The organism is Rheinheimera sp. EpRS3, assembly GCF_001513785.1.
Lineage (GTDB): Bacteria > Pseudomonadota > Gammaproteobacteria > Enterobacterales > Alteromonadaceae > Alishewanella.
Map to the genome: position 1 here is coordinate 127,386 of NZ_LNQS01000007.1, position 15,351 is coordinate 142,736.

12 protein-coding genes are annotated in these 15,351 nt (G+C 49.1%); all 12 read left to right on the forward strand.

Features of this window, described 5'->3' with window-relative positions:
* Positions 1-60 precede the first annotated feature (60 nt).
* Positions 61-1,392, forward strand: a complete 1,332-nt coding sequence (gene tagH / locus AR688_RS07860) for a type VI secretion system-associated FHA domain protein TagH (RefSeq protein WP_068231669.1) — start codon at positions 61-63, stop codon at positions 1,390-1,392.
* 41 nt (positions 1,393-1,433) lie between these two features.
* Complete coding sequence (tssJ, locus tag AR688_RS07865; protein ID WP_068231671.1) at positions 1,434-1,916, forward strand: type VI secretion system lipoprotein TssJ; 483 nt, start codon at positions 1,434-1,436, stop codon at positions 1,914-1,916.
* A gap of 23 nt (positions 1,917-1,939) precedes the next feature.
* Entirely contained in the window at positions 1,940-3,268 is a 1,329-nt protein-coding gene (gene tssK, locus AR688_RS07870; RefSeq protein WP_068231674.1) for a type VI secretion system baseplate subunit TssK, read from the forward strand.
* 40 nt (positions 3,269-3,308) lie between these two features.
* Positions 3,309-4,619, forward strand: a complete 1,311-nt coding sequence (gene tssL, locus AR688_RS07875) for a type VI secretion system protein TssL, long form (RefSeq protein ID WP_068231676.1) — start codon at positions 3,309-3,311, stop codon at positions 4,617-4,619.
* A 22-nt stretch (positions 4,620-4,641) separates the two neighbouring features.
* Positions 4,642-8,190 (forward strand): type VI secretion system membrane subunit TssM, encoded by a 3,549-nt coding sequence (tssM, locus tag AR688_RS07880; RefSeq protein WP_068231681.1) that lies wholly within the window; start codon positions 4,642-4,644, stop codon positions 8,188-8,190.
* On the forward strand, positions 8,172-8,894 hold the full coding sequence (tagF, locus tag AR688_RS07885) for a type VI secretion system-associated protein TagF (protein ID WP_068231683.1): 723 nt from the start codon (positions 8,172-8,174) through the stop codon (positions 8,892-8,894). The genes tssM and tagF overlap by 19 nt, the downstream gene beginning before the upstream one ends.
* Before the next feature lie 2 nt (positions 8,895-8,896).
* Positions 8,897-9,667 carry a PP2C family protein-serine/threonine phosphatase gene (locus tag AR688_RS07890; RefSeq protein ID WP_068231686.1) on the forward strand — a complete coding sequence of 257 codons (771 nt, stop codon included), beginning with the start codon at positions 8,897-8,899 and terminating at the stop codon, positions 9,665-9,667.
* An 81-nt stretch (positions 9,668-9,748) separates the two neighbouring features.
* Positions 9,749-10,846 (forward strand): type VI secretion system protein TssA, encoded by a 1,098-nt coding sequence (gene tssA, locus AR688_RS07895; protein ID WP_068231689.1) that lies wholly within the window; start codon positions 9,749-9,751, stop codon positions 10,844-10,846.
* A 58-nt stretch (positions 10,847-10,904) separates the two neighbouring features.
* Positions 10,905-11,405: a type VI secretion system contractile sheath small subunit gene (gene tssB / locus AR688_RS07900; RefSeq protein ID WP_068231692.1), complete on the forward strand. Its 501-nt coding sequence runs from the start codon at positions 10,905-10,907 to the stop codon at positions 11,403-11,405.
* A 1-nt stretch (position 11,406) separates the two neighbouring features.
* Positions 11,407-12,900, forward strand: a complete 1,494-nt coding sequence (gene tssC / locus AR688_RS07905; RefSeq protein WP_068231695.1) for a type VI secretion system contractile sheath large subunit — start codon at positions 11,407-11,409, stop codon at positions 12,898-12,900.
* 91 nt (positions 12,901-12,991) lie between these two features.
* Positions 12,992-14,542 (forward strand): type VI secretion system contractile sheath large subunit, encoded by a 1,551-nt coding sequence (gene tssC, locus AR688_RS07910; RefSeq protein ID WP_068231696.1) that lies wholly within the window; start codon positions 12,992-12,994, stop codon positions 14,540-14,542.
* 8 nt (positions 14,543-14,550) lie between these two features.
* Positions 14,551-15,351: a type VI secretion system accessory protein TagJ gene (locus AR688_RS07915; RefSeq protein WP_068232095.1), complete on the forward strand. Its 801-nt coding sequence runs from the start codon at positions 14,551-14,553 to the stop codon at positions 15,349-15,351.

Sequence of the window (15,351 nt, forward strand, 5' to 3'; positions counted from 1 at the left end):
TCTATTTCGCCGATTTATAGTGAATAAATTGTGTTTTATTGCAGTGCTGCAGGAGGTGGTATGGGACAAAAGGACAGGTTGCTTGAATTGTCAGTGTTGAGTTATCACCGGTTATCACCCAAGCAGGTAGCGGTAAAACGCTTTGATACCACTGGTGGCACACTGGGCCGCTCGGAGCGTGCAGATTGGTATTTGCCTGATCCTGAGCGTGTAGTGTCAGGTGTGCATGCCAGCATAAGCTGCAATAAGGGTTTATTCAGCATTACTGATCAGTCAACCAATGGTTTATTTGTTAACAGATCAGTTGAGGCATTAGGGCAGGGTAATAGCCATCAGTTAAAGCATGGCGATGTGCTATGCATGGGCGACTATGAAATTCAGGTTGCACTTATTGATGCTCTGCCTGACAGCACCTTTGTGCCGCCGGTTACAATGCAAAAAGAACCGGTAAATGCTGTCTCTCACCCGGCTATTGCACAAAAAGCTACAGGTGCTCATCAGGCTCCCGCTTACAGTACAAGCGAGCACACTAACAGCGGTTTTTCGGTTGCTGAGCTGGCTGGCCCGGCTTTTGGTTTGGCCAGTGCCCATACTGCCACCGCCGCCAGAGATAATAGCCATGAGATGACAATGGATGAGCATTTTCTGGCACCGTCTGCATTAATCCCCGATGACTGGGAAGCACCATGGCAGCAGAAAATACCGGAGCAACCAATACAGGAAACCGTCAGCACTGCTGTTAACACAGATGTTGTGCACAACGTGGTTAAAGATAAACGTAAAAGTGCAGCACCCGCTATGGCCGGTGACAGTGCGGCTTGCCTGCAGGCTTTTCTTCACGGGCTGGGCGTGTCGCAAGCCAATGTACAGTCGGTTGATTCCAGCCAGTGGTGGGAGCAATTGGGTCAGGCTTTACAACAATCGCTGTTAGGCGTGATAGATGTTATGCGCGTACGCTCTGAAGTTAAAAACAGCTTTCGGGTTAATCAAACCACTTTCCAGCAGCGCGAAAACAACCCGCTTAAGTTTTCTGCCAGCATTGATGATGCCTTTCACAATTTATTTAATCGCCCGGGTTCCAGTTTTATGCCCGCCAGGCAAGCTATTGCCGAGGCTTTTGCCGATATCAGCCAGCATGAGGCCGCCATTATTGCCGGTGCCAGAGGTGCTATGGCCGGCATGTTAGTGCAACTGGCACCACAGAAAATAGAAGCCGCCGATTTTGGCGGTAGCTTTGTTGACAAATTAAACCCGGCACAGCGTCAGGCAAGATACTGGGCACAGTACAAAGCACTGCATACAGAGCTGTCAGCGGAACTTGGCAAGAAAAACCAACAGGGCGTAAATGACGACTTTATCAGTGCTTATGAAGCCTATTTACGCTCGAAATAATAGAAAACCATACACAAGCATATTTAGCAGGAGCTGTAGTAATGAAAATAATAAAGACATTGATTCTGGTCTGGTTGAGCCTGGCTGTTCTGGCAGGCTGCCAGGCGGTTTATGCCACTTTTCCACCATCAACCAAATTACATTTCCGTGTTGCTGCCGACATCAATCCTGATGCTGATGGTCGTCCGTCACCGGTCATTATTAAAGTGTATGAACTGGCATCAAAAACGGTGTTTGAAAACCAGGATTTTTTTGCGCTGTACGACAGTCCGGAAGTGGTTTTACGCACCGATTTACTGAAAAAAGATGAACTGGTGTTTGAGCCAGGCCAACGCACTGAATATCGCATGACATTACAACCGGCAACGAAAGCTGTGGCTGTAGTGGCAGCATATCGTGATATTGAAGGCGCAAGATGGCGTGCAGTGGTTGATGTAAAACCGACGGGTTATGACAGCTTCTATGTGTATGTCGACAAACTGGCGGTTTATATCCGCGAACATGATCTGGAACGTAAACAGTAAATTTCGGTTTTAAGGAATTCAATATGAGTGACTACAGCCGGATTGCCTGGTCTGAAGGCTTGTTTTTACGGCCACAACATTTTCAGCAACAAGAGCGTTACTTCGATTATGCCCGTCAGCAGCAAATGACAATGCAGCTACCTTATGGCTGGGGCGTGCGTCGCTGCGAAATTGATCAGCAAAGCCTGAAGTTTGCCCAGTTTGGCCTGGCAGAGCTCGAAGCCGTGCTGCCAGATGGCACTGTGCTGCAATTACCTGCAGTTGAAGCTCTACCTGCAGCTATTCAGATCCCTAAAACCTGCCGTGATCAACAAGTGTACCTGTGCTTGGCGATGGATAAAGCTAACGGGCAAAATATCAGCTCTGACAACGGCTCTCACATCAGCCGTTACAGTTATGCCGAACATAGTGTGGCAGATAACAGCTTGTCTGAGGATGCAACCGAGGTATTACAACTGGCCAAGCTAAGGTTATTGCTAAAGCTGGAGTCGGAAGATCGCGGTGGTTTTATCTGCATACCGCTGGCCCGTATCCGCGAGGTGTCGGAGCAAGGCGAAGTAAAGCTGCTGAAAAAGTATATTCCGCCGCTGCTGGATATTCAGCAAGACTCTGAGTTGTCAGCCTTTTTAACTGAAGCTCTGGGTATGCTGTGCCAGCGGGCCGATGCGTTAGCTGACAGACTGGGTAAAGGCCAGGGTACAGCCAATTCTATTGCCGATTTTTTAATGCTGCAGGTACTTAACCGCTATGAACCGTTATTCAGGCATTTAAAAACCGGTGTACTTGAGCATCCGCTCAGCTTGTACCGGTTAATGATAAGTATGTTGGGTGAATTGTCTACGTTCACTGCTCGGCAGAAAAGACCACCGCAATTTCCACAGTATCAGCATGATGATTTAACAGCGGTGTTCGGTAACTTAAGCGTGATTATGAACCAGACGCTAAGCGTGGTACTGGAGCAAACCGCACAGGCGTTGCCGCTGGAGCAAGCCAAGTTTGGCATTCTGGTGTCGCCACTGACCGATAAAACCTTGTTGGAGTACGCTCAGTTTGTGCTGGCAGTCAGTGCAGATTTACCGGCTGAAGATATTCGTAAACATCTGCCGTCGCGGTTAAAAATTGGCCCGGTAGAGCATATTCGTGAATTAGTGAATAACCAGCTACCTGGTATTGCGGTAACCGGTTTACCTGTGGCTCCGCGCCAGGTGCCATATCACGCTGGTTATCATTATTTTCAGCTGGATAAAGGCAGTATTTACTGGGAGCGGCTGGCAAACAGTGGTGGTTTGGCATTGCATTTGTCTGGTAATTACCCCGGCTTGAAAATTGAACTGTGGGCGATTAAAGCCTGACGCCTGTAAAGGTTGTTATGACTAACATGGATGACAAAACATGTCTGATAAAACCGTGATGAAACCCCGTCCGGGTGGCCGGGCTCCTGCTAAAAGCAATGCTCCGGTACCGGTGCAGGAACATACCGGAGATCCGGATAAAACACGCATGGCCGCTCATGTTAAAGCGCCAGACAATATGCAGCGTATGCAGGTGCTGTCGATCAGTGACAATATTCTGATTGATGAGGCCGGTGCACTGTTCTCACTGATCCAGCCAATACGCAACACTGTCAGCCATGCTGATGTGGCCAGCCTTAAAACGCAGTGCATTCAGCTAATTAATCAGTATGAACAACAACTCAGGCACAAAGCTGTCAGTAGTGAATTGATTGAAAATGCGCGGTACTGCATGTGTTCTTTTATCGATGAAGCGGTATTAAACACCAGCTGGGGCGGTAACAGCGACTGGGCAACAGAGAGCTTGTTGTCTACGTTTCACAATGAAACCTTTGGTGGCGAGTACTTTTTTACGCTGCTTGATAGTGCCATAGCCGCACCCCGGGAAAACCTGTTGTTACTGGAACTGCAATACCTTTGTCTGTCATTTGGTTTTGTCGGCAAAATGCGGGTTGAAGAGCGTGGTTATGAAAAATTAGAGGGCTACCGCGAACGGGCCTACAAGGCTATCCGCTCACAACGTGGTGAGCCTGAACGGGAATTATCACCTGGCTGGCGCAGCCAGGTTGTTGCAGCCAGTAAGCTGGAAGCGGAATTCCCCTTGTGGGTATTTTGCTCGGTAATTGGTGCCGCTTTGCTTGGCAGCTATATGTACCTTAGCTATCAGATAAATAGCTATTCTGATCAGGTACACCGTCAGTTAAACAGTCTGGTTAGCTGGCAACAGGATGCGCCACAGGTGGTAACCGCTAAAGCCCGGCAAGACGCTATAAAACTGCAACAGTTACTACAAACTGAAATTCGCCGCGAGCTGCTGGAGGTTATTGAGCTGCCTGACCGGGTGAGGATCCGTGTTGGGCTTGACCAACTGTTCAGCCCTGGCAGTACCGGTATTAATGAAGGCTTTGCACCCATAGCGGTGAAAATTGCCCGGGCACTGGAAAGTACCGAGGGCCGTATCCTCGTTAGCGGTTATACCGATAATTTACCCATTTTTACCAGTAAATATCCGTCTAACTGGCATTTATCGCTGGCGCGGGCGAATGCCATGTCGGATGCACTGGCGTCAGGAGCCGATTTACGCGGCCGTCTTTGGCCTGAAGGGCATGGCGATGCCAACCCGATAGCGCCAAATGACAGCGCAGCTAATCGCGCATTGAACCGGCGGGTAGAAATAGACCTGTTACAGTAACGCCTTAAGCAAGGGAAGTGTTATGAAAGTTAAATCAGCGCTGCAACCGGTTCTACGGTTGTTTAAATCCAGCGTCTTTATTACCGTATTGGGTCTTACGGCCTTAGCTCTGCTTATATGGTTTGGTGGCCCGTTATTGGCTATTGCCGGTTATGAGCCGCTGGCAAGTGCCACCGCACGGTTGCTGACTTTACTTGTTATTGCTCTGGTATGGGGTGGTAGCCATTATATTAAAGGATTACGTGAGAGCCGCTCGCACAAGCAGGCGGTAGATACGCTGTTAAATGGCGAAGAGCATCAGCAGCATGATGAGCTGGCCCGGCGCGATATTGAAGTACTGCGCGAGCGCATGCAAAAGGCGCTGGATATTCTAAAGCATGCCCGTTTTAGTAAAGCGCGGGATATATACCAGTTGCCCTGGTATATGCTGATAGGCCCGCCGGGCTCAGGCAAGACTACTGCGCTACATAATTCCGGACTTGAGTTTCCGCTAAAAGAACATATGGGCATGGATGCCATTGAAGGCATTGGTGGTACCCGTCAGTGTGACTGGTGGTTTACTAATCAGGCTGTATTAATAGACACCGCCGGGCGTTACACCACGCAGGACAGCCATGCTGCGCAGGATTCTACTGCCTGGCAGGGCTTTCTTGGTTTGTTACGTAAACACCGGCCGCGCCGGCCGATAAACGGTGTCATTGTGTTTGTGAGTCTGGCCGATTTACTGAACCAAACCCGTACCGAGCGTAATTTGCATGCCCGGGCGATTAAACAACGGGTGCAAGAGCTACAAAACCAGCTGGGTATGACTTTTCCGGTTTATGTCATGTTTACCAAGGCAGATCTGATTGCCGGTTTTACGGAGTTTTTTGATATTCTTACCCCTGAAGAGCGTGAGCAGGTATGGGGCATGACCTTTGATGTTGCTCAGGCCGACAGTGAAAAAGGCGTAGTGGCGCAGTTTAATAAAGAATTTCACGCTATTATTAACCGCTTAACCCAGCGTTTATTCAGCCGGTTACAGTACGAGCATGATCAGGAAAATCGTGCCGCTATTTACGAATTTCCTCGCCAGCTAAGATTACTGCAAAGTGCTGCGGATGATTTTCTCAAAGAAATTTTCGCACCAAACCCATTTGAAAAAGCCACTATGTTGCGTGGTGTTTATATCGCCAGTGCCACGCAGGAAGGCGTGCCCATTGATCGCATCATGTCACAGCTTGGCAGCAACTTTGGCTTAGCTGAACCGCCACTGCGCCGCCAGACCGGCGAGGGCAAAGGCTACTTTATTAAACGCTTTTTTGAAGAAATTGTCATTCCGGAGCGGGAACTGGCTTCGGTTAATCTGCATCATAAAAACAAGCATCGCTGGATCCGTCGCGGCGTGCTTGCAGGCACTGCGGTAACAGCATGCTGGTTACTGGTGGCCTGGACAGGCAGTTATAACTGGAACAGCCGCCTGGTTGATCAGGTTACCGCATCTGTTAATGACTATCAGCAACTGGCGGCATCTGCCAAGCCGCAGCAGGATGTCGTCGCGCTTAACGAACAACTTAATCTGCTGCGTGATTTACCTGCAGGTTACTCGGGTGTGATCCCGGTTGATGGTCCGAAAAACCTCGGTTTATATCAGGGTGACAAGCTTGGACAAGCCGGTAAAACGGCCTATCAGCATGGCTTGTATCATAGTTTTGTGCCTTATTTTACCCAGGTATTAACGGAGGAAATGCAGCTTAATGCAGAGCATCGTGATTACCTGTATGAAACCCTTAAAACCTACCTGATGGTGTTTCGCCCGGAGCATTTTAATGCCGAGCAGCTTAGCTCCTGGTTTGCCCTTTATACCGAGCGCCAGTATCCCGGTGATGTCAGCCAGCCACTGCGGTTGTCGTTGCAAAACCACCTGCAGGCGTTGTTAGAAAGTGGCATTAAAGGTGCTACCTACCAGCAAGATGTGGTTGTTGCTGCACGCGAATTGTTACTGACAGTGCCGCTGGCCGAAAGGGCTTATCAGCGGGTACGCACCGAGCTGATGAAAAGCCATATTCCGGATTTTCGTCTGGCGGATGTACTTGGCACCGATGGCATAAAAGTGGTTAAGCGTAAGAGTGGTTTGCCATTACAGCAAGGCATTTCAGGGCTTTATACCTATAAAGGTTTTCATGGTCTGTTTAACATTGAAAAGCGCCGCATTATCAGAAGCCTGATGCAGGACAGCTGGGTATATGGCGAAGCTGCAGACGGTGAAGACGGGGAGGCCGATACCACGCTGTCTGATCAGGTGAGCGAAAAGTATCTGCGTGACTACATATATGTATGGCAAGAGCTACTGGACGATATCAGCATCAGTTCTGTCAGTGACGTTGAACAGGGTGTGTTTGTTACCCGGGCACTGGCAGGGCCAGAGCAGCCAATACAGAGTATTATCCGCGCAGTGCAGCAAAATGTAAGGCTGACCAGCTTGCCGGAATCAGCTGAAGCGAATATGGCAAAAGATGTGGCCGGTAAAGTTGCAGACACACAGTTTTCCAGCCAGAAAGCCCGCTTAAACCGGCTGTTGCCTGACAATATGTCTGCGTTACAGCAACAGTTACCTGGTATTGAGGTTGAGCAGGCTTTCAGTGAAGTACTGAGTATTCAGGAACCACAGCTGGAGCAAATTGCCCAAACCAGCCGGATGTATCACGATTATCTTGAACGCTTATATGTGCCGGGCGGAATGGCCCGCCAAGCCTATGCTAATCAGCTGAATGGTGAAGGTGGCAACGAGCTTAGCGTGGCACTGCGCCGGCTGAAAAGCGATGTTCCGTCGCCTTTTTCTGACTGGCTTGGCAGTTTATCTACTGACACCACCAAATTGTTCGCCAAAGGCAGCCGTCAGCATATTAATGAAGCCTGGCAAGGCACAGTGCTGGCTGAATACAGAAGGGCAATTGCTGATCGTTACCCGCTGAACCGGCGCTCAAAAGAAGATATTAAGCTCAGAGACTTTGAACGCTTCTTTGGTTATGGCGGTACGCTGGATGTGTTTTTCAAGGATTATTTACAGCCCTTTGTTAACACCAGTAGCAGAACCTGGACCTTTAAACGCGATATTGGGCTGGATCAGAGTATTCTGAAAACCTTCCAGTCGGCTCAGCAGATCCGGGCAGCATTTTTTGACGGTGGCAGCCAGAAGCTGAAAGTAGGCTTTAGTTTAAGGCCGGTGTATCTGGACCGGCATATTACACATTTATTGCTTGAACTTGACGGACAAGAGCTGTCGTACCGGCATGGCCCAACCCGCTCGCGGCAGTTTTTCTGGCCGGGAGATCGCAATAAATTACAAACCCGCCTTGTGTTTACACCGGCAAACTCTGGGTTGCCATCCAACATCAGCCAGGAAGGCGAGTGGTCATGGTTCCGCTTTCTTGATGAGTTAACTGAAGCCCGGCCACAAACCCGAACTGATAAAGTCTTGCATCTGGCGGTGCAGGGTAATAAAGCACGGGTAGAACTGGTACCTGATACCGTTAACAATCCATTTTGGAGCAGCGCATTGGAGACCTTCAGTTGTCCGGCAAGTCTATAACCGAAATAGGGATATGCGGCAAAATTCCCAGTCGCGGCGATTTCATTACCCAGGGGCTGACGGCAGATTTTGTTGATGCCTGGAACGAGTGGTTACAGGCCGTTTTAGCTGTCAGCCGTGAACAGCTAGGCGCTGACTGGCTTGGCACCTATCTGACCAGCCCCATCTGGCATTTTGCCATATCGCCTGGTGTATGTGGCACCGAAGGGAAAATGGGCTGCCTGATGCCAAGCGTTGATCAGGTAGGGCGGCATTATCCGTTTACTGCCAGCCGGTCTTTGGCCTGTACACCAGTGCAGGCCAGATTACAGTCTGGCTGGGCTGATGTGTTAGAGCAGCAGGTATTGCATACCCTGGATGATGATTTTTCATTGGAACCCTGGCTCGCAGCATTAAAGGCTGCAGAGTTTAACTGGCCACAGGAACCACAGATAAGCTGCCCTGTAATGTCGGCCAGTCAGGGGCGGCCTGCCTGGGTATTGCGCTCAGAAGAGGAACCTGATGCCGCCAGTTTATTGCATCACAGCTACCGGCAACAGTTTGGCCGGTATTGCTTGTGGTGGACGGCAGGGTCTGAGCACGTCGAGCCTTGTACTTTGGTTACCAGTGGTTTACCGCAGGTCGGGCAGTTTGCTGCCATGCTAAATGGCGACTGGCAGCGCTGGCAGTGGCAACTGGCTGATATCAACTCAAACGGATCTTAACTATGAAACAGGTCGTTTCTCATGCCCAGACACATAAGGGATTAGTCAGAAAGCTAAATGAAGATGCCTGTCTGGATCTGGCCGACAGTGGAGTATGGGTTGTCGCTGATGGTATGGGCGGGCATGCCGCAGGTGATATTGCCAGCCAGTTAGTAGTAGACACCATTCGTTTAGCTATGCAGCGCGGCGAAGCTGCCAGCGTAAACCTGATAACGCAAGCGTTGCATCAGGCAAATGCCGAGCTGTGCCGTTACAGCCAGCAGCACTTAGATGGCCATACTGCAGGCTCTACCGTCGTCGTATTATTGCTGGATAAAGTGCATTACCACTTTCTCTGGGCTGGTGACAGCCGGGGCTATTTACTGCGCCATCAGCAATTGCGGCAGTTAACCCGCGACCATAGCCAGGTAAATGACATGGTAGAGCAAGGCCTACTCAGCAGCAGTGAGGCAGAGCAGCACGAACTGGCAAATGTGATAACCCGGGCCGTAGGGGTAGATCCGCATGTCAGTATTGATATTGTCAGCGGCGTCTGGCAACCCGGAGATCTGTTTTTGTTATGTAGCGACGGCCTGAACAAAGAGCTGACAGACGCTGAGATATGTCAGTATCTGGCGCATAACAATATTGCTGAAGCAAACCGGGCCTTACTGCATTCAACGCTGGTTGCCGGTGCCCGGGACAATGTTACCTGTATTCTGGTGAAGGTAAATAACGATCCGCAAAATGTTAATGACAAGGACAGGACAATTCCGCTATTTATGAATAATTAGAAAATATTAGTTAACTATTGTCATCATTAAAACAATAAAGTAACATATTTGGCTGGATAACGTCTCATTTGGGTTGTTGTGATGGATTACAGTGAATTAATTGACTTTGAAATGTTAATTGAGGGCGTGGATGCTGCTGCGCCTGCTGGCATAGATCCGCGTACTGATATTTCACCTACTTCACAGTACTACCAGTTAAAAGATACCCGTGGCCAGGCCCGGGCTAATGAACGCGCCTTACTGGCAGAGGATGAAGATTTTCAGGCGTTAGCGTCTGACTGGCGGCCACTGGCGGAAAAGATCCCGGTTATTTTATGTAGCCAGGTGAAAGATCTTGAATATGCGGCATGGCTGATAGAAGCACTGTGCCGAACCCATGGTTTCGTTGGCCTGAGCGCTGGTTTTAAAACAACCCGGTTATTAATAGAACATTTTTGGCCAAGCCTGTACCCGCAACCTGATGAAGATGGCATGGAGGTTCGTATTGCACCTCTTATTGGCCTCAATGGTTACGAGGGCGATGGCGCCCTTATTACACCTATTCTGAGCATCCCGCTAACTGATATTACTGCGCACGGCCAGTTTGCCTGCTGGCAGTATGAGCGCGCTTCTGACATCTCACGCAAAGACGAGAAACGTCAGAAGCAAAAAGCCGATGCCGGCATCGCCACACTAGAACAAATTAAAGATGCTGTGGCAGAAACGTCTGCCGGGTTTTACCAGCAACTAAAACTGCAAATTGAAACTGCCATCACCGAGTTTGCCATGCTGTCACAAGCCATGGATGCCGCCATGAATGGCGAGCCGCAGCCAACCAGCGCTATTAGCAAAGCCTTACATAAATGCCTTGATGCGGTGAATTATCTGGCGGCAGACAAGCTGGCACAGTTCGCCACAAGTGCCGAGCAGGCAATAACAACTGATGCAGACGGGCAGGTGATCAGCCATGCAGATCCGGTACAGCAGCAGGTTCAAACGCGTGAACAGGTATTGTTGAGTCTGAAACAGTCAGCCGAATTCTTTCGTAAAACCGAGCCACACTCGCCCATTTCATATGCATTGGAGCAAGTTGTGCACTGGAGCACTCTGAGTTTACCAGAGCTGTTGCAGGAGCTTATTGATGATAACAACAGCCGTAACCATTACTTCCGGCTGGCGGGAATACCGCAACAAAAGTAATGCCCTTTGTGCGGGCATGAACTGAAATTAACAACAGCTGAGTAACAGGAGAAAGTCAATGGAAAGTATTCACAGCAAATTATCCCGGGTGCGTAAGCCCCGTGTGCATATTACTTATGACGTTGAAACAGAAGGAGCTGCGGTTAAAAAAGAACTGCCTTTTGTTGTTGGTGTAATGGGCGATTTTGCCGGCCATAACACTGAAGCGTTAAAACCTTTAAAAGATCGCCGCTTTGTGCAGATTGACCGCGATAACTTCGACGAAGTGTTAAAGCGGATGAATCCGAAACTGAATTTCAAAGTGGATAACAAACTGGCCGGTGATGATAGTCAGTTCAGTGTTGAGCTGGAATTTAAATCGATGCAGGACTTTGAACCGGCAGCTATCGTCAAGCAGGTTGAACCACTGGATAAATTGATGGCAACACGTAACAAACTGCGTGATCTGATGACCAAGATCGATCGCTCAGAAGAGTTAGAAAATATTCTGGAACGTGTGCTTAACAATAACGAAGATCTGCAAAAGCTGGCGCAGGATCTAAGCATAGAGGATAAATAACATGAGTACGGAAGCTTTACTGGAACAGCATGATAATGCTCAGGGCGCAGCCAGTTCTTTGTTAGAACAGGCAATCGGTGCCACCAAACAAACCGACGCATCCCGTGCTGAAGAATTGTTACGCACCTTGACCGAAGAAGCCCTTAGCGGCACGGTCAGCTGGAATAAAAACTTAACGGTAACCTTTAACGAGGCGATTAACCGTTTGGACGAGCTGATCTCAAATCAGCTTGCCGTAATTATGCATACACCGGCTTTTCAGAAGCTGGAAGGTAGCTGGCGCGGCCTGAACCATCTGGTAATGAATTCTGAAACCAGTGCTTCACTTAAAATCCGCATGATCAGCATGAGTAAAAAAGAGCTGTATAAGGATTTAAGCAAAGCCGTTGAATTTGACCAAAGCCAAACCTTTAAAAAGGTATATGAGTCAGAGTTTGGTACCCCAGGTGGTGAGCCTTATGGTGCTATTATTGGTGATTATGAATTTACCAATCATCCTGAAGACATTGAAACACTAACCTATATGTCAAATGTCGCTGCAGCGGGTTTTTGCCCGTTTTTATCTGCTGCATCTCCGGCCTTGTTCGGCTTTGATGAGTGGACAGAACTGTCAAAACCACGCGATCTTGAGAAAATTTTCGAATCTCTGGAATACACCAAATGGCGTTCTTTCCGTGACAGCGATGACTCGCGCTTTGTCACATTAACCATGCCCCGCGTACTGGCGCGTCTGCCCTATGGCAGCGCGACGGCACCGATAGAAGAGTTTGGCTTTGAAGAGTTTGAGCTTGACGCACAAAAGGGTGTATCGAAAACAACCAACCACTCAGAATATTGCTGGATGAATGCGGCCTATGTTATGGGGGCCAAACTGACTAACGCTTTTGCCCAATATGGTTTCTGTACCGCTATTCGTGGTGCTGAAGGCGGCGGTAAAGTTGAAGGTTTACCAAGTCATATCTTTATGAGTGATGATGGAGATCCGGATCTGAAATGCCCAACAGAAATTGGCATTACTGATCGGCGTGAAGCTGAGCTTGGCAAAATGGGTTTCCTGCCGTTGTGTCATTATAAAAATACCGATTATGCCGTGTTCTTTGGTGCACAAACGGCACAAAAACCGAAAAAATACGATACGCCGGAAGCCACTGCTAATGCGGCCATTTCTGCCCGCCTGCCTTACCTGATGGCAACGTCGCGTTTTGCTCACTATTTGAAAGTATTAGCCCGGGACAAGATCGGCAGCTTTATGGAAGCAGAAGATGTAGAAGTCTGGTTAAACCGCTGGATTTTAAGCTACGTCAACGCTTCAGAAGGCAGTGGTCAGGAAGTTCGTGCCCGCTATCCGTTGGCAGATGCCAAGGTTCAGGTTCGTGAAATCCCTGGCCGTCCTGGTTCTTACAATGCAGTGGCCTGGTTACGGCCATGGCTGCAATTGGAAGAGCTGTCTACGTCGCTGCGTCTGGTAGCAAAAATCCCTGAGATGGGTGGTTAACACTGTTAACAACACCATTTGTCACTGGCTAAGCTTGCTTAGCCAGTGAGCTGTTGGTGTTATCCAAAGCAGGTAAGCAAATGAGGATGTCATGGCCGACGCGGTAAAGTTTGTGTCTGAGGATGTATTTACAGCATCCTTTGCCGATTCGCAGCAGGCAGAATTTAATCAGCCTGCCTATACCCGGCTGGAGCGTAGTGGTGTACTGGCCAGGTTTCTGCGTGAACCCGAACCTTTAGCAGCTATCTTGTACTGGCTACAACATGTCGCCTGTACTCAGGTGCGTAGCGCTAATCTGGTCAGTGCTATGTTATGCCGTGCTATTGCTGATATCGACCGCCTAATTAACCTGCAACTAAATGACATTATTCACCATAGCCAGTTACAGCAACTGGAAGCGAGCTGGCGGGGGGTGCTGTACCTGACTGAACAAACCGAGCGTCATGATCGGGAGCAAAAAGTTAAAGTAAAGCTATTGTCGCTATCGTGGCCTGAATTGAGCAAAGATATTAATCGTGCCATCGATTTTGACCAGAGCGACTTTTTCAAACTCATTTACGATAACGAATTTGATATGCCCGGCGGCGAACCTTTTGGTGTGCTGATTGGCGATTATCAGATCAGCCACAAAATACGCCCCGGCCAATTAACTAACGATCTGGATACATTAAAAGAGGTGGCCCGCACTGCGGCAGCGGCCTTTGCACCTTTTATTTGTGCAGCACACCCGTCGCTGTTTGGTGTTGATCATTTCTCTGAGCTTGGTCTGGTATCTGATATCGGCAGCCAGTTTAAGCAACCGGAATATGTAAAGTGGCGGTCGTTACGTGCTATGGAAGATGCGCGCTTTTTAGGCGTGGTACTGCCACAGGTATTGATGCGCAGCCCATACAAAGATGATGGTTCCCGTACAGAAAGTTTTGTGTTTCGTGAGGCACTGGCGCACCCGGAGCGCGATTACTTATGGGGCAATGCCGCTTTTGCTTTTGCCTCAGTGCTGGTAAGAGCGTACAGCGAGTCAGGCTGGTTTGCGCAAATTCGGGGTATGAAGGCTGGTCAGCATAATTTTGGCTTGGTCAGTAATTTGCCGGTTAGCCGCTATGAAACTGAGAAGTATCAGAAGAGCAATAAACCGTCAGTTAACTTGCTGGTAGGGCACAGGTTTGAAGCTGAGTTATCAGATAACGGTTTTGTGCCGTTATCTGTGGTGCCTTACAGCGATTATTTTGCGTTTTATAACAATGCATCGGTGCAACTGGCTAAGAGTTACGATGACAAACTGTCTACCGTTAACGCCAGGTTATCGGCCATGCTGCAATATATTTTGTGCGTGGCCCGTTTTGCTCATTATATAAAAGTGATTGGCCGCGATAAGGTTGGCGGTTATCACTCTGCCGAGCAATGCGAGCAAGAGCTGCAGCGCTGGCTGCACAACTATACCACCGCATCAACAGATGCTTCTAATGATGTCCGGGCCCGCCATCCCTTGCGTGAAGCACGTATTCAGGTTAAAGAAAAACGCGGCGAACCGGGACGTTACTATTCGATTATTCAGCTGCAACCACATTTTCAGTTAGATCAAATGATTACAACAGTAAAGCTGGTTGCTGAGCTATCACCTAAACAAGCCGTTACGGCGTGAGGTTAACAGTGAAACAATTACAGGCATTAATAAAACAGGGTGAATTAATTGCAGCTACCGAGCGTGCAATGCAACTGTTACGTGATGATCCGGCCAATGCCGATGTGCGGGCTGTTTATATTGAACTGTTGTGTATTCAGGGCGCGCTGGAAAAAGCCGATCAGCAGCTGGATATGATGGTGCGCCAGCATCCCGATTTTCTGGTCGGTGCCGTTAATTTGCGCCAGCTGATCCGCGCAGCGTCTGCAAGGCACGATTTTTATAACGGTGGCATGACAGCTACGTTGTTTGGCGAGCCTGATGCGATGTTTGAAGCATTATTATCGCTGCGCCTGGCATTAAAAGAGCAGGATACTGATGCCGCAGTGAAAGCGGCAAACACACTGGAAATTCTGCGTGGCGCAGTAGCGCTGGATATTAACGGCGAAACAGCAGCAGATGTACGCGATTTGGACGACAGCCTGGCTGGTTATCTGGAGTTGTTTGGCACAGATGGCCAGTACTATCTGGCTAAGTTCAGCGAAATTGACAGTTTGCAGCTGAAAAAACCAGAGTCATTGCTTGATACCGTTTGGCGCCGTGCAGAAATTGTGATTAAAGACGGCCCGCAAGGCGAGGTTTTTGTACCGGTAACTTATGTCGACAGCTTAAAAGTATCGGAGCGGCTGGGCAAAGACACTAACTGGCAGCAGCACCATGAGCAGCTGGTTACCGGTGCAGGCCAGAAGATGTTGCTGGTTGGCGAAGAAGCGCTGACCTTAACTGAGATCCGTCAGTTGTCATTGTCAGACTCTGCAGTGACTGCCTGA